This is a genomic window from Primorskyibacter sp. S87, assembly GCF_049801055.1.
GTDB lineage: Bacteria > Pseudomonadota > Alphaproteobacteria > Rhodobacterales > Rhodobacteraceae > JBNAGF01.
Genome location: NZ_JBNAGF010000006.1, coordinates 98,175 through 116,257 on the forward strand (window position 1 = coordinate 98,175; position 18,083 = coordinate 116,257).

Here is an 18,083-nt window from a genome sequence, read left to right on the forward strand (position 1 = left end):
GCGGGCTTAAATCGGGGCACGTCGGCTTTCGTCAACGAGGTGGCAGGCCACCCTATGTCCACCGCCACGGTCCACGAGTTCGGGTTCCTCCTCGCGGCATATGCCCGTTGCGACCGGGCAACGGTTGGCGAAACGGCACCCCTTGGGCAGGTTCAATGGATCCGGTGGATCGCCCGGGATCAGAATACGCTTGCCTGCGGCGTTCCGGGATTTTTCCACCGACGGCACCGCTGACAGCAGCGCCTTGGTATAGGGATGCAAGGGATTGTTGAACACGCTCAACCGGTCAGCGTGCTCCACGATTTTGCCCATGTACATGACCGCGATGGCGTCGCACATGTGCTGCACCACCCCCAGGTCATGGCTGATGAACAGATAGGTCAAACCGAACTCAGCCTGCAGGTCGCGAAGCAGGTTGAGGATCTGGGCCTGCACCGCAACGTCCAGCGCCGAGACGGGTTCGTCGCAGATTATAAGCTGAGGCTGGGTGGCAAGCGCGCGGGCAATACCGATACGCTGGCGCTGCCCACCCGAGAACTGGTGTGGGAACAGACGCTGCTGTTCAGGACGCAAGCCAACCTCGGAGAATAGCCGGTCTACGATTTGCTGCATTTCCTGACGAGGCTTGTCGGTCAGGCTTTCCAATGGTTCGCGCACGATGTCGCCTGCTCGTTGCCGCGGGTTCAGGCTGGAATAGGGATCCTGGAAAATGAACTGGACCTTGGTGCGCGCCCGGCGCAGTTCTTCGCCTTCCATTTCAAGAATGTCGTGCCCGTCCAGGTTGACATGGCCCGAATGCGCTTCGACAAGGCGTGCTACCGCCAGCGCTGTTGTGGTCTTGCCCGAACCGCTTTCGCCCACGATGGCCAGGGTTTCGCCTCGGTTCACCGAAAAGGAGACCTGATCGACGGCCTGCAAATAGTGGCGATCGCCAAACAAACCGCCCCGCTTGATGCCAAAGCGCACAACTAGATCCTCGACGGTCAGCAGGGGGGGGGGCGAATTGGCCATCAGATTTCCTCGGCGTGCCAGCAGGCCGCATGCTGGCCATGATCAAAGGTTTTCATTGGCGGGCGGGCAGCAAGGCATTCCTCTGTGCGATAAGGGCAGCGCGACGCAAACAGACAGCTGTCCTTGCCGAAATCCCTCAATGCAGGCACGATTCCGGGCACTTCGGTCAGGCGTTCGCGCGTGTCGGTCAGGTTGCTGACGATATGGGGTACGCAGGAAATCAACCCCTTGGTGTAAGGGTGGCGCGCGCGCGAAATGATCTGATCGACCGGCCCGATCTCGGCCCCGCGCCCGGCGTACATTACGATCATGCGTTCGGCCATTTCAGCGACCGCGCCCATGTCATGGGTGATCATGATGATCGAGGTGCCCATCTCCTTGCGCAAGTCGTTGAGCAAGTCGAAAATCTGCGCCTGCACGGTCACGTCTAACGCGGTCGTCGGCTCGTCCGCGATCAGGATTTTCGGCTGGCAGGCCAGCGCCATGGCGATCATCACCCGCTGGCGCTGCCCCCCGGACATCTGGAACGGATAGTCGCCGACCCGGCGGCGCGCATTCGGAATGCGCACCGCGTCCAACAGGTCGGCGGCTTTGTCCCAGGCGGCAGTCTTGCTCAGACCCTGGTGCGCCCGAATGACCTCGGCAATCTGTTCGCCGACCGTATAAACCGGGTTGAGCGAGGTCATCGGCTCCTGAAAGATCATCGAGATCTCGTTGCCCCGAATGTCGCGCAGCCGGGCGTCGTTGGCGGTGGTCAACTCTTCGCCGTCAAACTGGATCGACCCCGATGCGACACGCCCTATCTTGTCCGGCAAAAGCCCCATGATCGCCAGCGCTGTCATGGACTTGCCGCAACCGCTCTCGCCGACAAAGCTGATGCTTTCGTCATGCGCCAGCTCAAAAGACAAGTCGTCGATCACCGGCGCGATTCCGTCGCGGGTGCTGAGTTCGATCCTCAGATTTTCGACTTTGAGAAGCGGAGCGGTCATCAGCGCTGCCTCAGTTTGGGGTTGAGCGCATCATTCAGCCCGTCGCCGACAAGCGAGATACAAAGCACGGTTACGAAGATGGCCACGCCGGGGATGGTCACGGTGAAGCCGGCGTCAAGAATGTATTGGCGGTTCGAGCCAATGATCTGACCCCAGCTGACGATGTTGGGATCTGTCAGGCCCAGGAAGCTCAGGCCGGCCTCGAACAGAATGGCAGACCCCACCATCAGCGCGGACTGCACGATGATCGGGGGCAACGCATTGGGCAGGATGACGCGGAACATAAGCTTGGCATTGCTTACCCCGGACGCGCGGCTTGCCATGACGTACTCCAGCTCGCGGATGCGCAGGAATTCCGAACGTGTGATACGGGCGACGGCGGTCCAGCTGACGATGCCGATGGCCAGCGTGATCATCGGCAGGCTCGCACCGAACAGCGCCACGATCACCATCGAGAACAGCAGCGTCGGCAGCACCTGAAAGAACTCGGTGACCCGCATCAGGACTTCTTCGACGATGCCGCCAAAGAATCCGGCGAGGGCACCGATTGTGACGCCGATGAAGATCGACACAACCGCCGCGGCCAGACCGATGATCAGCGAAACCCGCGCGCCGTTGATGATCATCGCCAGCAGGTCGCGCCCGAGGTAATCGGTGCCAAGCAGGAAGCCTTCCTCGCCGGGTGGCGAGAACGGGGCCCAGACCATTTCAAACGGGTCGGTGGGATAGAGGAACGGGCCGATCACCGCGCCGATTACGATCAGCGCCAGCGCCAACAACGCCGCGACCGCCGCGTGATTGCGCCGGAACATGTCCCACGCCTCGAACAGGGGGGAACGGGCCTTTTCGACGCTCTGCTCGGGGATTTGCGGCGCCTCGGTCATTTGCGGCCCCCTACACGGGGATCGACAAGGCGCAGCGCCAAGTCGGTCAGCAGGTTGCCGACGATGACCACCAATGCCGAGAAAAACAGGATGCCCAGGATGGTGGGCGTGTCGCGGGCAATGATCGACTGGAAGGCCAGAGTGCCCAGCCCTGGCCAGCTAAAAACGGTCTCCACCAGCACCGCGCCCGAGATCACCGCCGAGAACTGCAGGCCTGCCAGCGTGATTACCGGCGAAAGTGAATTCTTCAAGGCGTGCTTGTAGACCACCTGCCGGTTGGTCAGCCCCTTGGCTTTGGCGGTGCGGATGTAGTCGGACCCCAGCGTCTCCATCATCGTGGCCCGCGACAGGCGCGAATAGAGTGCCAGAAAGATCGACGACAGGGTGATCATAGGCAGCACCAGATGCCGCGCCACGTCCCAAAAATGCGCCCAGAACCCACCGTCGACGGTTACGTCGCGCATGCCCGCCACCGGAAACAGCGGGATCTTCAGGGAAAACGCGATCAACAGCAGGATGCCGGTCCAGAATACCGGGGCGGAATAGCCAAACAGTGCGAGGAAGGTCACGAAATGGCTGACGATGCCGTTGGGCTTGCGTGCTGAGTAGACCCCGAGGATCACGCCGAGGACCAGCGCCAGAACCTGCGCCGTGATCACCAGCAACAGGGTCGCAGGCAGACGTTCGAGGATCAGCTTCGTCACCGGCTCGTTAAAGAAGTAGGACTGGCCAAGGTCGAAGTGCAGGACCCGTCCGATATACCGCCCCAGCTGCACGAAAAACGGCTGATCCAGACCATAGTCGCGGCGGATCTCGTCCAGCACCTCCTGGTCTGCCCCGCCCATGGATTGCGCAATCGTGTCGGCCACGTCGCCGGGCGCCAGGTGCATGAGGGTAAAGTTCAACACCAGCACCACCAAAAGCAGCACAACAGCATTGAACAGTCGGACCGATAGTGTGCCTAGGAACTGCACCGGCGTGTTATCCTTGTCTATTGCGGGGAGAGGGGCTGGCGGCAGGGGCCGCCGACCCGGGTTTCAGGTCGTTCAGTCCTTCAGCCAGACGCGATCCAGCGGCGAGGACCCGCCCCAGATACCCGTTGGTGCGTTCATCACCTTGTTCGAGAAGATGGTGTGATACGGCAGGGTGTTGGTGTAGTAGACCGGAACTTCCTCGTTCACGATCTTCTGGAACTCGGAGTAAAGCGCCTTTCGCTTTTCTGGATCGGGCTCCTTGCCGGCCATCTCCAGAATTTCGTCGACGCGGGTGTTGGAATAGCCTTGGGTGTTCGACCAAACACCTTTGGCGATGTTCGAGGTCAGATAGGTCCGGTGCACGCCGATCACGGGATCGCCCCAGTTGAACACCGTGTCCCAGCTCATTTCGAAGTCCATCGTACCCATGCGCTTGGCCCAGGTCGGGAAATCAGCGCTGGCACGAACTGTCACGTCGATACCCACCTTTTTCAGGGCCGCTCGGACATATTCGACCTGAGGTTTGACGTCGGGCCAGCCGAAATCGATGGTCAGTTCGAACCGCTTGTCGCCGTCCATTGGGTACCCGGCCTCGTCTAGCAGGGCGTTGGCCTTGTCCAGATCGAGTTCATAGTCGTTCACATCGCCTTCATAGAACGGGCTGTCAGGGTGGATGCCGGTCTTGGCATTGGCGGCCGTGCCCTGCATGATGGCCTTGTGGACGAAGTTCTTGTCCACGGCATAGGCAATGGCCTGACGCACGCGCTTGTCGGCCAGCGGGCCTTTGGTAGTGTTCAGCGCCAACCAGTCGATCGGACCGATCGCGCCGTACCCCTGCGGCGTGACCGTCAGGTGATCGACCTTCGCAAGACGGCCGTTGATCCGGGGCAGCTGCTCAAAGGAATAAAGCTGCAACTCACCGTTCTCCAGCGCGATTGCACGGGCCGACGGGTCAGGGATGATCCGATAGATCAGCCGGTCGAGATAGGGCCGCCCCTCGATGAAGAAATCGTCGTTGCGTTCCAGCACGACATGTTCGCCGTTCTTGAATTCAACCAGCTTGAACGGCCCCGATCCGACAACGTTTTCCAGGTTGCGCGGGTGTGTCTTGGGGTTTTCCCCGTCGCCGTAGATATGCTCGGGGATGATTGCCATCAGTTGGCTGGACATGGCCAGCATCAGGGCCGGGTGCGGCTGGCTGAGGTTCAGCACTGCGGTATGTTCGTCCGGCGTGTCGACCGACGTGACCGGCGCGAACATCGCCTTGAACGGGTGGTGTTCCTGGATCACCTTGACCGAGAAGGCCACGTCCGACGATGTGATCGGGTGCCCGTCGTGGAACCGGGCATCCTTGACGAGGTTCAGAGTAACCTTGAGCCCGTCGGCGCTGACCTCCCATGTCTCTGCCAGATATGGCTGCGGGGTCCAATCCTCGTCATAGCGCAGCGGTGCCGCAAAAAGCTGGGTGCCGGGCTGGCCGGTGGCAATGCCCGATTGCACCGCCGGGTTGAGGTTCCGCACGTTGGTTCCGAGCGCGGCCACCAGCGTGCCGCCCTGCTTGGGCTCGTCCGCCGAAACGGCGCCCGTCGTCACGATTGATGCCAACGCGGTCGCGGCGACCAATCCCTTCATCAAATGTTTCACGGTTCTTCTCCCTGGGTTCGATCATCATTTGTGTTCTGATTTGATCGCAGAGAAGCGTAGCGCAGGGCAGTTCCCGCAAAAAACAGAAACAATATCTGCTGTTCCCGCAAAAAATGGGGAATACTGGCTGTCACCCTCATACCGTGATGTGATCGAAGGCGTGCGTCCTGCTCAGTTGAAGGCAACTTTGCCTGAAGGCCCGCACCGTCTTGGGCTGGCGCACTCCGGCCATGGTGGCTATGCCAAATGTCGGTCCCGGGCCCGCGTCGCGAATGCGCAGGGCGCGATACGGCATCCGCTCCATAGGGTAGTCCGGGGGTAGAATGTTCAGGATGCAAAAGCCGTATCCACCGGCGACCAGCGTGCGGCAAATCTCGGCCGAGCGGCTGGTATGGGCGATCGAGCAGGACAAGCCGCGGCTTTCGAAGAGTTGGATGAACCGGTCTCGCGCCAGTGGCAGGTCCAGCATCACCATGGGCCGCTCTGCCAGTTCCGCAAGGCTCACGTCGCCTCGGGTGGCCAGTCGGTCCTGTGCAGCGACCAGCGCATAAAAAGGGGCTTCAAAAAGTGGCAGGAAATCGTGGCGGCTGTCGAGTGCCTCGGAATAGGTAAAAGCCAGGTCAGCTTCTCCGTTGTCCAGAAACTCCACCATGCGTTCCATATGGCCCTCGAGCAGCTTGATCGAGATGCCCGGGAATTCGAGCGACACCGCTTCTAGGATGGGCGGCAGAAAGGACGGCGCCGCCGTGGCATAGCACCCTATCCGCACCAACCCCTTGGCATCGCTTCCGACCGTTCGCACTTCGCTGTCGAAATGGCGCGACTGGTCGATCAGGTTGCGGATCAGCCGCAGCGCTTCTGCCCCCGAGGGCGTCGGTTGGATCCCCTTGGCCGGCGTCCGCACGAACAGGTCATAGTCGAGAGAATTCTCCAGTGAATCGATGGCGGCCGTGATCGAGGATTGCGAGATATTGAGCTCTTCGGCAGCCTTGGTGATCGACCCCAGTCGCCCCGCAGTTTCGACATATCTCAGTTGCTTGAGCGTGTAAGTGATCATCTGCTTCCACCAAAAATCCGAACTTAACCGCCACTTAAATCCATTTTTCCGGGAAAACAAAGCCCTCTACGGTCAGTCAAACCCCGCGATCAGACGAGAGCCCACCATGACCGACACCACGATCTATACAGCCCGTAAGATCATCACGATGAATCCCAACCAGCCGGAGGTGACACATGTGGCGGTGCGCGACGGTCGGATACTTGGGGCGGGGCCCTTGGAGAAGCTGGCACCTTGGGGGGAATACGTTCTGGACGACCGGTTTGCCGACAAGATACTGATGCCGGGGTTCGTCGAGGGCCACGCCCACACCATGGAGGGCACGCTCTGGCGCAACACCTACGTGGGATGGTTTGACCGCACGGACCCGGACGGCAGGGTCTGGTCGGGGCTGAAAACCGTAGATGCGGTGATCGAGAGGTTGAAAGAGGCCGAGGCAGAGATTGCGAACCCCGACGCGCCGCTCTCCGGCTGGTCGCTGGACCCGATCTACATGAACAACCAGCGGGTGACGCGCCATGACCTCGACCGGGTTACCACCACCCGCCCCATCGGCGTGCTGCACGCCTCAGGCCACATCATCAATGTCAACACTCGGGCGCTGGAACTGGCCGGGTTGATGCGGCCGGGGGTCAATCACGACGGTATCCCCCTCGGAGAGGACGGGTTTTCCACCGGCGAGATCTTTGGGATGGACGCGATGACCCCGATCGGGCCGCATGTTGGCTTTGACAGGGCGATGACCGATTGCGACGAACAGGGCCTGCGCGACTATGCCAAGCTCTGCGTTCGCACCGGAGTGACCACCTGCACCGACCTCGCGGCACGGTTGTCCGACGACAGCGTGGCGATGATGCTGCGGGTGACCGGCGAGGCCGACTTTCCCGCCTGCATCGTTCCCCTGCGGATCTTTTTCGGTATGAGCGCGGCCGAGATTGTTGCCTATGCGCAGGAACTGGCAAGGAAATCCACCGACCGCCTGCGGCTTGGCCGGATTAAGGCCGTGGCCGATGGCTCGATCCAGGGGTTTTCGGCGCGCATGCGTTGGCCGGGTTACCACAACGGCGCGCCGAACGGGTTGTGGTACACCGCGCCCGACCAGCTGTCCGACCTCTATCACCGGGCGTTGGCCGCCGGCGTTCAGGTCCACACCCACACAAACGGTGATCAGGCTACGCAAATGGCGCTCGACATGCTGGAGCCGGCGCTCAAGGCACATCCCAGCCCCGACCACCGCTACACGCTGCAGCATTGCCAGTTGGCCGATGCCGCGCAGTTCCGCAAGATCGCGGCATTGGACATGTGCGTGAACCTGTTTGCCAATCACCATTTCTATTGGGGCGACGAACATTACCGGCTGACCGTCGGGCCGGAACGGGCCGAGCGTATGAATGCCTGCCGCACAGCGCTCGAAACAGGTGTCCCGATGACGATACACTCCGATGCCCCGGTCACCCCGCTGGGGCCGCTCTTTACCGCGTGGTGCGCGGTCAACCGCATGACCGCTTCAGGCCGGGTGCAGGGTGAGGGCGAGAAGATCGGCGTTGCCGAAGCTTTGCGCGCTGTCACGCTGGGGGCGGCCTACACGCTGCACATGGATCACGAGGTTGGCAGCATCGAGGTGGGCAAAAAGGCCGATTTCGCGGTGCTCGAGGACGACCCCACCACCGTCGACCCATTGGCGCTGAAGGATGTTTCCGTCTGGGGCACGGTTCAGGGCGGGCGCATCTTTGCTGCCGAGAATTTGGCATGAGCGGCGATTCCGAGCTGCCGGTGATCACCATCGGCGGCTATTTGGGGTCGGGCAAAACCACGATGATCAACCACCTGCTACGCCACGCCAACGGGCGGAGGCTGGCCGTGCTGGTCAACGAGTTCGGAGAGTTGGCCATCGACGAGGATCTGATCGAAGCTGAGGATGATACCCTGATTTCTATCGCCGGAGGCTGTATCTGCTGTTCATTCGGAAATGATCTGATTGGTGTGCTGACTGAAATGCTCCGATTGGAACCGCGCCCAGACTACGTGGTGGTCGAAAGCTCGGGCGTGGCGATCCCCGGCGCAATCGTCAGCACGTTCTCGCTTGTCGAAGGCATCTGTCCGGACGGGATCGTTGTGGTGGTGGATGCCGAAACCATCATGGCCTCTGTTGAAGACGAGTACATCGGCGACACGATCCTGCGGCAGTTGACGGACGCAGAAATCGTGGTGGTCAACAAACTCGACCTGGTGGAGGAAGGGCGCTTGCCGGCTGTCAAAGACTGGCTGGCAGAGCTGGCACCGAGTGCCATACTGGTTCCGGCGCAGTTCGGTAAGGTTGCGCCTGAGGCCATCTTGGGTGTTGTGGCAGAACCTGGCCGCGGGCACCGGCTGTCGCATTCTGACGCATTATTCGAAAGCTCGGTGATGCATTCCGCCCGGCCTGTCGACGCTGAAGACCTCGCCCGAAGACTGGCGGACGGACATCTGGGAGTGATCCGATCAAAGGGACATGTTACCGGTGCCGACGGGCATAAGTGGTTGATCCAGACGGTCGGAAAACGTTGGCAAGCGATAAATAGCGGAAGCGACGCGGAATGCGGCGTTGTTTGCATTGGGTTGCGCGGTCACTTGCAAAGGGACGTCTTGGCGCAAGTCTTTGGCAACATATGAGCCACCGTCCTGCGGTGCCAGCATCGTTCGCCGGAGAGACATAACCAGTAGTGTCGCAGACTCAATCCCTGCACCGACGATTTCTGATAACGTTGCCTGAAAAGCTACGGCGCCTCTGAACACCAAGCACAATGCGCGTTCCCGGCAAATGATCTGTAGAGGCCCAAAGGACCGAGCGTCGAAAACCGGAAAGGCGCATTTTCCCGAAACTCATTAGGTTTCGCGACTTGAAAAGGCGGGCTGCTATTCTGATCAGGAGTTGGCTGAAGGGGCCATTCGACTTTGTCAGTTGATGCGCAAAAGTTGATGTTCAGGATGCCTAAAGTACAGTTTGAAAACGCTGAAAAACCACACGCCCTCCGTCAGACTATGGTCTTCCGGATGGAAGATGGCATCTGGAAGATTGTGCACGTCCACAACTCCGTCCCAGTCAAAAATGTCGAAGCCATTGGATATGCTCACAAAGCAGATGATGACTTTCTCGCGACGGCGGGTAAGGAAGATCTGATGCTTGAGGCGACTGGCAGCGCCACAGTGATGTTCACGGAAATTGTGGGCAGCTCGGCACTGGCGGAAGCGATCGGAGATACAAGATGGACACGAATAATTTCCGATCACCTCGATACGGTGAGGATTTGTTGGAACAGTTCGGCGGACGTCTCGTCAAAACGATGGGCGACGGAACGATGTCGGTATTCACGTCGGCAGGACGCGCACTAAAGGCAGCTTGCGAGCTGCAAAGAGCCGTCGATGCAATAGCGGGTGAACCCAGACTTACGCTGCGCATTGGTATGAACACAGGCGATATCATGGAAGCAGGTGACGATTTTCTTGGCACAGTGGTGAACAAGGCCGCTCGGATCGCATCTGTTGCCGATCCGGGTGAAATCTGCGTGTCCGATGCAACAAGGGCGATGGTGGGAACTGCAAGTGATTATGAGTTTGAATCACCGGCAACTGTTGGTTTGAAAGGTCTTGACGGCGAGCATGTCCTGCATCGCCTCAAGTGGCGCATGGAGGGCCGCTAGCCGATCCGGCGGGATCTTTGGCGGTTTGGTCCGATTTGACAGCGCCGGGAGGATGCGCAGCGGACGGCCGGTTTGTGAGTCAGTCCATTCGACGGCTTTGAAGGTCCGAATCCGGGAAATCGTTTTGCAGCTCCGCAACCAACTCAGCGACATGTTTGAGAAAATGAACTTGGGCCTTGTGACCTGCGCCACTAAGAGGGCCATTCGGACAGAAATCGTGACTTGGGCTGAATTTCGCAAACATTAGCAGTAGCTATCAGAGGCTTTTTGTCCCGCCGCCTTCGCAGGCGTTCCGGTTCGAGTCCGGCCTTGTGTGCCAACCGGACTCCCCCAATATGCTGGGGAAACTCCGGGTTAAGTTCCGCACAATCAAATGCTAAATCCCGAACCCGATTGGATACGGAAATGGACATGGATTGAAAGCGAGCAGCGCATTCCAGCTCACGTATAGGCCCTTTCCAAACCTTGGTCGTCTTTCACAAAGTGTCCGAATGTGCCTGATGCAAATTCGCTGGATTTGTTCCGGATCGTTCTATCCTATATTAGGTAAACAGATTGCCGATCTTTACCATGCAGGCCACTGGAGAAGTGATTTTTGATGTATAAGCATGTGCTTACGGTCGTTGTATCAATCGGTATTTTTGTTTCCCTGCCGGCATTGAGCCTGGCCATGCAAGAGATCGGTTGGCGGGATCTGACAATTCCGGTGGATCCGCAGGAAGATCCCTATTTCGCCGTTGAATTTCAGCAGCGCAAAGCATTGGAAGAACTGCTGTTTCTCGAAAGTTATCGCGAAGGTGGCGAGGAACTGCCTGAACAGGCCAGCCAGCGCCTGGCCGAATTGCATGAGGAACTGGCAGCAGCCGGTATGGACGCGCAAGCGCTGGTCGAGAAGGAAAAGGCGTTCAAAGCAAAGATCATCGCGCAACGGTCGAAAGTGCGAACGGAATGGGACGGCGCAGAGATCAAGATTCCCGGCTACATGCTGCCGCTCGAGTTCGACGGAAGCCAGATCACAGAATTCCTGCTTGTGCCCTATGTCGGAGCCTGCATCCACACGCCGCCGCCGCCCGCCAATCAGATCATTCACGTGCGGTCCAGAGTGAGCTTTGCGGCAAACGGCCTGTTCACGCCGGTCTGGGTCACGGGAAAACTGACGGTCGAAAAATCGCAGCAGAGCGTTGGACTGTCGGACGGCGTGTCAGGCTTCGAAGTTGGCTATGCGCTGCAGGCCACCGAAGTCATCGAATACAAGCAATAGGTTGCCCCGATTTAATCACCCGTAGGGTTCAATCAGGTCGGCGCTCAGGGCATAGCCGACTTCGGCAAGCTGGGTCGCGGTCGCGGCGGTTCCGAACACTCCGGTGATATACACTGGCTCAAACAGACCGCTGCTTTCATAGGGCTCACTGGTGGTGACATAAATCAACTGATTAGGTGGGGGCGGGGGCACGTGTACACAGGCCCCGACATACGGCACCAGCAGCGCTGCCGTCACTCCGGTCCCTTCATAGTCCAGCGGCACAAGATATCCGGGTATACGCACGAGTTTGCCGTTATACGCATTTGTAATCTGTCCGCCCGTTTCCTGATCGAACGGGGTGCTCATTTCGCCGTGCTGAATCACGCCGCGCGCGCGGAGTTTGTCGAGAGTTTCTCCGCCGGATTTCGGGACGAGGTCAGACCAGTCGATTTCGATTGGGCTGTCTTCGGCGCGAACTGGCGCACCGGCCGACAGAAAGACCCCGGCGGCACCCAGCGTCCGAAGCAAAAAAGAGCGTCTTGAGCACAACATGAGCTTACCTCTCTGGGGTCCGGATCAGTTCTGAACCGGCACCGTGTTTTCACGGGCCAGCGAGACATATTGGGTCAACAGAAGCATATCGATGGGTGATTTGACCGCTCCACTGCGCATCAGCGTAGAAATCGTTTCCTCTTGCGACCAGTCGTAGCGAGCACCGAAATGCCGGGCCACCATGGTTGCAAGTTCGGAGTCTTCGCTGACGGCCAGACCAACGGCAACCCGGATCGCGTCGCGCGTTTCCGCATCCCCTGCGCTGCTGTGGATGGCCAGCGCCTCGGTCAGCATTTCACGGCTGATTGCCGGCAGCGACCGGTTTTTCAGATGGCGGTCCACCAGGCGCTCTACCGCCTCGGGTCCGCCATGTTCGATCATTGCGGTCGCGTAGGCCCCCAAAAGCCCGCCAGAGCGATTGGCGTTTGCCTGAACACCGCTTTCGAAGAAGCCCTGCGCGACCGGTTCGTTGCTGAGGCCCAGCAGCAGCACCCGAATGGGTTTGAGGTCTTCCTCAAACCGCAGGTTAAGTCGCGACATTAGTCTTTGCGGGTGCACGTTCAGGTCCAGCGACCGCAGGATGTCGTAATCCGCAATGTCCAATTCCCGCAAGGCCAGCGCGTGAACCTCCCTGTTGGGGTGGTTCAGCAGAGTTGCGAAATAGGAAAACCTCTCAATTTCGTCACCCATTTCCCAGACAGGCAGGTTGTCCATGACCACATTTAGAACCTTACCCATATCAGCGTCGATATATGCCACGCGTTGCCATGGACCATATGCGCCATCGCGGGCAAACAGAACATGGTCCTCGGGGTTGGCGGCCAATCTGCGGCGCGTCACACTGTCGACGAGTTGGGCGATTTCAACAAACTCGGTGTCACCCTCGAGCACTTCTATTTCTGCGTAGCTGAATGGTTTCTGCTTGGTGGGACGGGCCAGCACGATGTGATCGCTGCCCAGCAATCGTTCAACGAATGTCGCTTGCGGGACGTATCCGTGAAACGAACATGGCAGAGCCGGGGTCGCAGACAAAATCGCGAGGACGGCAAGGGTCAAGGCGCTACGGATCATGGCGACAGAGTGCCAAACAATGCGGTGGGAATAAAATCACGTTTTCACCATCATGCCGTCGGCCAGCGACATGCGATAAGCGCGAATGGCAGGAAGCAGGCAAACCAATGCGGCCATAGCGACAATTGCAATCAGGGTCAGGATCTCCCGGGTTTTCAGTCCTTCGATGGGCACGAAAAGGCCAAATCTTGCATCCAGAATCGGCTGCAGCATGGCAAGGCCAAGATAGAGAAACACCACACCCAACACAGCACCGGCGGCGGCCATGAGCAGGGCCTCGACCAGCAACAGGCCAAGGATCGTCATCGGACCGGCCCCCATGGCCCTGAGGATGGCCATCTCGCGCCGACGCGCGTTCAGGCTCGACAACAGCATCGCGGCCATTCCCAGAAGCGCCGTGACCACGACCAAGGCCGAGACGCCAATCAGCGCGGTTTCCGCGATGCCGACGATCCCCCACAATTCCTGCAGGGCCACGCCCGGCAGAACTGCCAGCAGGGGTTCCTCGGGATATTCATTGATGGCGCGTTGCAGACCGAATATCTGAAGGCGCGACTCTGCCCCGAGCATCACCGCCGTCACCGCCTTGGGTGTCAGATCCATGGCCCGAATGGCGTCAACAGGGGTCGCTGCGCCGACCTTTTGGGCACCGCCTTGCCAGTCGACATGGATGGCCTCAATGGCCTCGAGGCTGACGATCACGGTTCGGTCGACAGGGGTTCCCGTCTTGGCAAGAATACCGCTGACGCGGAAAGGCGTATCCTGATGTTCGCTGAAAGACGCCAGCCCGTGGGCCACGACAATAGGATCGTCGACCTCGTACCCGAGCTGAGCGGCCACATCGGCTCCGATCACCGCATCGAACAGGTCCGCGAACCGGCTGCCGCTGGCAAATTCCAGCGACCGGCCGCCCCGGTATTTGTAGCGGTCGAAATACGCGGCCGCCGTCCCCATGACCCTGAACTGGCGGTGACTGTCGCCCAGCGAGATCGGCACGGCCCAGGTCACTTCGGGGCGGTCGATGATATCCTGGTAGCTCTCCCAGGAAATGTTGTTGGTAGCGTTGCCAATCCGGAAAACGGAATAAAGCAGTAGCTGCACGCTGCCCGAGCGTGCACCGACGATCAGGTCCGTCCCCGAGATGGTGTCCGCAAAACTGGTCCGCGCCCCGTTGCGCAGCTTCTCCACGCCCAGAAACAGGGCAACAGACAGCGCAATCGCCAGAACCGTCATTCCCACAGTCAGCGCCCGCGCGAAAAGCGAGGCCGTAGCAAGGCGCAGGATCATGTCTCGGCCCGTTCCATCTGGGCGATGTCTTCCATGCTCACCACACGATCAAACCTGTCCGCCAATCGGGGGTCGTGGCTTACCATCAGAAGCGAGGTGTCGAGCGCCCGTGTTTGCTCAAAAAGGAGGTCCAGAAACGCGGTTTGACTGGTCGCATCCAAAGCCGAGGTTGGCTCATCCGCCAGAATGACCTGAGGTTGCCCAATCAGGGCCCGGGCGACGGCCACACGCTGTTGCTGTCCCACGCTTAGGGAACCGGCTTTGGCACTCATGATCTCCTTTGGCAGACCGAGTGTGGAACAGAGTTCCGCAGCCGTCGCCTTACTGTCTCCGGCCCGCTTTCTCCGGTTCGGTGCAAATTGAAGCGGGAGCATGATGTTGTCTGCAACGGTCCCGAATGGCAGCAGATTGAACTGCTGAAAGATCACTCCGATATGCTCGGCCCGAAATCTGTCCCGAGCACTACCGGACAGTTTGGTGATGTCGGTTCCCGCAACCGAAACAGTTCCGGTTTGAGGGAGAATTGTGCCGCAGATGAGCGAGAGCAGCGTGGATTTTCCCGACCCGCTCTCCCCCAGCAAAAGCACCGTTTCGCCTTCGCCGACGACGAAGTCAGGCACAGACAAGGCGAACCCTGTCCGACCGGGCCAGTGAAACCCGACATCAGCGACCCTTAGAACGGTTTTCTTCACCTCAGAAAAGGCTCCGCAGATCCAGTACGGGCGCATCGCGTTCCACTTCAAATGCCTGAGCGCCGCTGCCAGTGATGATCTGCACCTCTAGTTCGCGAGCATTCTCAAAGGCGCCGAAATAAGCAAAGGAGATTTCGGTCAGTTCGTTTGGGTTGCCGCAAGTGAGCGTGTATTCTGCGTGAAATTCGGTATGCCCGGCCTCGTCGGAATGGTCTTCGTGATCGTCATGCTCTTCATGCTCGTTGTGGTCTTCATGAGCCTCTTCGCCTTCCAGCCCGGCGCTGGCCAGTGTCACCGAGCATTCAGCAGCAGCCGGCATGACAAACAGGTCCAGCGGAGCCGCGAGCCGTGCAACGGCGGAATCCACGGCAGACCGATCCGCTTCGCTTTGTGCGGCATATTCGAACCCGACGATATCCGCTCCCGGGGCCTCGAACTCCATGACGACCGTCGTGCCGTCGATGGCAATGTTCAACGCGCCCACACCGTGTTCATGGGCGTCAAGCTGGCGCGTACCCTCTGCCAATGCCGGAAGGGCAGCTAGTACGGCGAGGACGGAGAGTGTCAGTCTCATAGCAACTCCAGTGAGGATGACATCAGAAGATCAGGCTGCGCAGCGGCAGCACTGCCCGTGAATTTCAACAATATGACGATCTGCGCAAAACGCGCTTTGATCCGTCAATTCGGTCAGTTTCGGCAGAAGACCGCTTCCATCGTGTTCTTCGACAACGCCGCAATCCTCGCAGATTGCCAGAACCGGGACGCTTTCGTCGTGGCTGCAGCGGCAGGGGACAAAGGCCTTTTTCGATTCCAACCGATGCGCACGCCCCTGATCCGTCAAAGCCGAAAGCGTTCGATACACCGTCGGCGGCGCGATATCGGGCTCGTTCGCCCGCAATTCCTCGAGAATTTCGTAAGCTGTCATCGGTTTGTCGCGTGCGTTCAGCACGTTCAAAACGTCATCCTGCCGGACAGTCGCGCGCTTTCTCATCTTGAGGCTTCCTCCTTGTTAGGTTTGTTATTTTATGAAGTAACAAACGGCAAGGCTTGTTGGATGGGCAATGCGGGCCATAAGGGGACAAAAACTAAGGTGAACACGTCCAAGTTCTATTGCGGAACTGGAGCAAATCAAGCCTCCAAGTTGAACCTAGCCCGCACCGGTGCTCTTAGGGATCTAAGTCAGGAACGCCGAACGAGGATATGTTTCTCAAAGCCGAATCTGGCTTGGGTTTGAGGTTTCCAATACGCAGGCAGCGACGCCAATCGAATGCCGGCTTTCCAATCGTCAGCTTTGTCGGCAATGTACGCGCAATGCGCGACCGTGTTTGGCCAACAGCACTGATCGAAAAACCTCCATCCGGCAGTTAAGGTTCTGTGGCGTGGTTCATTGGACCACAGTGAACTGATTGCTCAAGCCTGTTCCTTCGGTCTGGGCATTTTGTCTGCATTCTGTGCCGTCCATTGATGCATTTGCAGGAGCAGAGGGACCAAGCTCTCGCCCAGAGGCGTCAGGCTGTATTCCACGTGGGACGGTAGGGTCCGGAAGTCTTTGCGGGAAACAAACCCCGACTCCTGCAACTCGGTGAGTTGGCGCGTCAAGGTGCGGTGAGTTATGGCACCGAGGTTACGTTGAAGCTGATTGAACCGGCAGCTTTCTTGGGCCAGCCAGTAGATGATCAACAGCTTCCACCGACCTGAAATTGCAGAGATCAGAGCCTCGATCTGGCAGTGTTCTTCGGGAGCACCTTGCTTCATAGTGGTATCCTGAATGACCGTACTTGCTAGAATGTACGTATGATCCTAGCTGGCGATCAACGCAATCAACCGCAATGAGGTCCGCATGTCCAAAAAGAAAGTTGTCATCGTTGGTGGAGGCTATGTTGGATTCGAAGTCGCCAAGGAATTGGAGGCTTACGCGGACATCACTGTGATCGAACAGCGTAAGGCATTCGTGTTACCGCCTGCCGCGATCCGTGCGCTGGTTCAACCCGAATTGCTGGACGAGATCATATTGCCCTACGACAACCTGTTGAAGCATGGAAAGGTCGTGCGCGGCCGCGCCGTATCAGTTGCACAATCCGAAGTCATTTTGGCGTCCGGGGAAGTGGTGCCGGCAGACTTCATCGTTGTCGCTACCGGATCGTCCTATGCCGCACCATTTAAACCTTCGGGTGAGAGCATCGCCGATTTCCGTCAGGCCAGTTCGGAAATCAGTGCGCAATTGAGAAAGGCGAAGTCCATTGCAATTGTCGGGGCAGGGGCAGTCGGGACAGAGCTTGCCGGCGAAGTGGCCTCGGCACAGCCGGAGAAATCCATCACGCTGATTTCATCCGACGAGACCCTGTTTCCGATGTATCCGGCGCGGATGGGTGCGCAGCTAAAACGCAAATTGGAGCAGCTTGGCGTGACTGTCATTCTCGGCCAGCGGGCCAAGGATTTGCGCCACTTGGATCGGCCCTACGAAGGCTCTGTGACCTTGACCGACGGGCGCAACATTGAGGCTGATCTGATTTTCCCAGTGGTTGGGTCAAAGGCCCAATCGACTTTGCTGGAAAGCCTGCCGGGGGTAACGCATGGATCTTCGGGCAGGGTCAAGACAGACAAGTGGCTGCGCCCGTCCGACTATCCGAATATCTTCGTGGCCGGAGATGTTGCCGAGGTGGGCGACGGAATGACAATCGTTGCAACCACCCGCCAGAATCCTTGGTTGATCAAGACACTGAAGAAGGTTCTTGAGGGTGCAGCCCCCGAGAGCCTGCGACCCTACAGTCCATGGAAGAAAGCGCCCATCCTCCTCCCACTTGGCCCCGTGATTGGCAACAGCTGGATTTTTGCGACGCTCGGTGACCGGGGCACGCGTATGATGAAGGGAAGAGATCTCTTCATTCCGAAATACCGCAAGGCGTTCGGACTGAAATACCGGGGAATCTAGTCTTTGAGTTCATGTCGGGATCTGTTCCTGGTCGCCGACATGTCGCGGCAAACAGACGTTCGCTAAA

Annotated in this window: 18 protein-coding genes and 1 pseudogene; 6 read left to right on the forward strand and 13 right to left on the reverse strand. The window is 59.0% G+C overall.

Annotation, left to right across the window (positions count from 1 at the left end):
• Positions 1 to 6: 6 nt before the first annotated feature.
• From ACP15U_RS11980 to ACP15U_RS12005, 6 genes are all read right to left on the reverse strand, one after another.
• Entirely contained in the window at positions 7 to 1,011 is a 1,005-nt protein-coding gene (locus tag ACP15U_RS11980; RefSeq protein ID WP_425045379.1) for an ABC transporter ATP-binding protein, read from the reverse strand.
• On the reverse strand, positions 1,011 to 2,000 hold the full coding sequence (locus ACP15U_RS11985; RefSeq protein ID WP_425045380.1) for an ABC transporter ATP-binding protein: 990 nt from the start codon (positions 1,998 to 2,000) through the stop codon (positions 1,011 to 1,013). Before ACP15U_RS11985 ends, ACP15U_RS11980 begins: the two co-directional genes overlap by 1 nt.
• The gene (locus tag ACP15U_RS11990) at positions 2,000 to 2,884 is read right to left on the reverse strand and encodes an ABC transporter permease (RefSeq protein ID WP_425045381.1); all 885 of its coding nucleotides are present in this window, start codon (positions 2,882 to 2,884) and stop codon (positions 2,000 to 2,002) included. The genes ACP15U_RS11985 and ACP15U_RS11990 overlap by 1 nt, the downstream gene beginning before the upstream one ends.
• A complete protein-coding gene (locus ACP15U_RS11995) occupies positions 2,881 to 3,858 on the reverse strand; it encodes an ABC transporter permease (RefSeq protein WP_425045382.1) in 978 nt (325 codons plus the stop codon). The genes ACP15U_RS11990 and ACP15U_RS11995 overlap by 4 nt, the downstream gene beginning before the upstream one ends.
• 72 nt (positions 3,859 to 3,930) lie before the next feature.
• Positions 3,931 to 5,502 carry an ABC transporter substrate-binding protein gene (locus ACP15U_RS12000; protein ID WP_425045383.1) on the reverse strand — a complete coding sequence of 524 codons (1,572 nt, stop codon included), beginning with the start codon at positions 5,500 to 5,502 and terminating at the stop codon, positions 3,931 to 3,933.
• A 136-nt stretch (positions 5,503 to 5,638) separates the two neighbouring features.
• Positions 5,639 to 6,559 carry a LysR family transcriptional regulator gene (locus tag ACP15U_RS12005; RefSeq protein ID WP_425045384.1) on the reverse strand — a complete coding sequence of 307 codons (921 nt, stop codon included), beginning with the start codon at positions 6,557 to 6,559 and terminating at the stop codon, positions 5,639 to 5,641.
• Between the two features lie 106 nt (positions 6,560 to 6,665).
• Here ACP15U_RS12005 and ACP15U_RS12010 point away from each other — a divergent pair, with 106 nt between their 5' ends.
• The 5 genes and pseudogenes from ACP15U_RS12010 to ACP15U_RS12030 all read left to right on the forward strand — a co-directional run bounded on the left by ACP15U_RS12010 (position 6,666) and on the right by ACP15U_RS12030 (position 11,500).
• Positions 6,666 to 8,312 carry an amidohydrolase gene (locus ACP15U_RS12010; RefSeq protein WP_425045385.1) on the forward strand — a complete coding sequence of 549 codons (1,647 nt, stop codon included), beginning with the start codon at positions 6,666 to 6,668 and terminating at the stop codon, positions 8,310 to 8,312.
• Positions 8,309 to 9,211, forward strand: a complete 903-nt coding sequence (locus ACP15U_RS12015) for a CobW family GTP-binding protein (protein WP_425045386.1) — start codon at positions 8,309 to 8,311, stop codon at positions 9,209 to 9,211. The genes ACP15U_RS12010 and ACP15U_RS12015 overlap by 4 nt, the downstream gene beginning before the upstream one ends.
• A gap of 315 nt (positions 9,212 to 9,526) precedes the next feature.
• A pseudogene (locus tag ACP15U_RS12020) lies at positions 9,527 to 9,631 on the forward strand (nuclear transport factor 2 family protein); the annotation flags it as partial.
• A gap of 173 nt (positions 9,632 to 9,804) precedes the next feature.
• Entirely contained in the window at positions 9,805 to 10,239 is a 435-nt protein-coding gene (locus ACP15U_RS12025) for an adenylate/guanylate cyclase domain-containing protein (protein ID WP_425045387.1), read from the forward strand.
• 598 nt (positions 10,240 to 10,837) lie between these two features.
• Positions 10,838 to 11,500, forward strand: coding sequence for a DUF3299 domain-containing protein (locus ACP15U_RS12030; protein ID WP_425045388.1), 663 nt, complete (start codon positions 10,838 to 10,840; stop codon positions 11,498 to 11,500).
• Between the two features lie 15 nt (positions 11,501 to 11,515).
• On the opposite strand, the gene ACP15U_RS12035 is transcribed toward ACP15U_RS12030, so the two are convergent.
• The 7 genes from ACP15U_RS12035 to ACP15U_RS12065 form a co-directional block, all read right to left on the reverse strand.
• Positions 11,516 to 12,010, reverse strand: coding sequence for a DUF3299 domain-containing protein (locus tag ACP15U_RS12035; protein WP_425045389.1), 495 nt, complete (start codon positions 12,008 to 12,010; stop codon positions 11,516 to 11,518).
• Between the two features lie 48 nt (positions 12,011 to 12,058).
• Positions 12,059 to 13,105 carry a hypothetical protein gene (locus tag ACP15U_RS12040; RefSeq protein ID WP_425045390.1) on the reverse strand — a complete coding sequence of 349 codons (1,047 nt, stop codon included), beginning with the start codon at positions 13,103 to 13,105 and terminating at the stop codon, positions 12,059 to 12,061.
• A gap of 36 nt (positions 13,106 to 13,141) precedes the next feature.
• Positions 13,142 to 14,392 carry an ABC transporter permease gene (locus ACP15U_RS12045; protein ID WP_425045391.1) on the reverse strand — a complete coding sequence of 417 codons (1,251 nt, stop codon included), beginning with the start codon at positions 14,390 to 14,392 and terminating at the stop codon, positions 13,142 to 13,144.
• Positions 14,389 to 15,084 (reverse strand): ABC transporter ATP-binding protein, encoded by a 696-nt coding sequence (locus ACP15U_RS12050; protein WP_425045392.1) that lies wholly within the window; start codon positions 15,082 to 15,084, stop codon positions 14,389 to 14,391. The genes ACP15U_RS12045 and ACP15U_RS12050 overlap by 4 nt, the downstream gene beginning before the upstream one ends.
• Position 15,085: 1 nt before the next feature.
• Positions 15,086 to 15,658, reverse strand: coding sequence for a DUF2796 domain-containing protein (locus tag ACP15U_RS12055; protein ID WP_425045393.1), 573 nt, complete (start codon positions 15,656 to 15,658; stop codon positions 15,086 to 15,088).
• A 30-nt stretch (positions 15,659 to 15,688) separates the two neighbouring features.
• On the reverse strand, positions 15,689 to 16,075 hold the full coding sequence (locus ACP15U_RS12060) for a Fur family transcriptional regulator (RefSeq protein WP_425045394.1): 387 nt from the start codon (positions 16,073 to 16,075) through the stop codon (positions 15,689 to 15,691).
• Positions 16,076 to 16,494: 419 nt separating this feature from the next.
• Entirely contained in the window at positions 16,495 to 16,839 is a 345-nt protein-coding gene (locus ACP15U_RS12065) for a winged helix-turn-helix transcriptional regulator (RefSeq protein ID WP_425045395.1), read from the reverse strand.
• A 64-nt stretch (positions 16,840 to 16,903) separates the two neighbouring features.
• Here ACP15U_RS12065 and ACP15U_RS12070 point away from each other — a divergent pair, with 64 nt between their 5' ends.
• Positions 16,904 to 18,016 (forward strand): NAD(P)/FAD-dependent oxidoreductase, encoded by a 1,113-nt coding sequence (locus ACP15U_RS12070; RefSeq protein WP_425045550.1) that lies wholly within the window; start codon positions 16,904 to 16,906, stop codon positions 18,014 to 18,016.
• Positions 18,017 to 18,083: the final 67 nt, after the last annotated feature.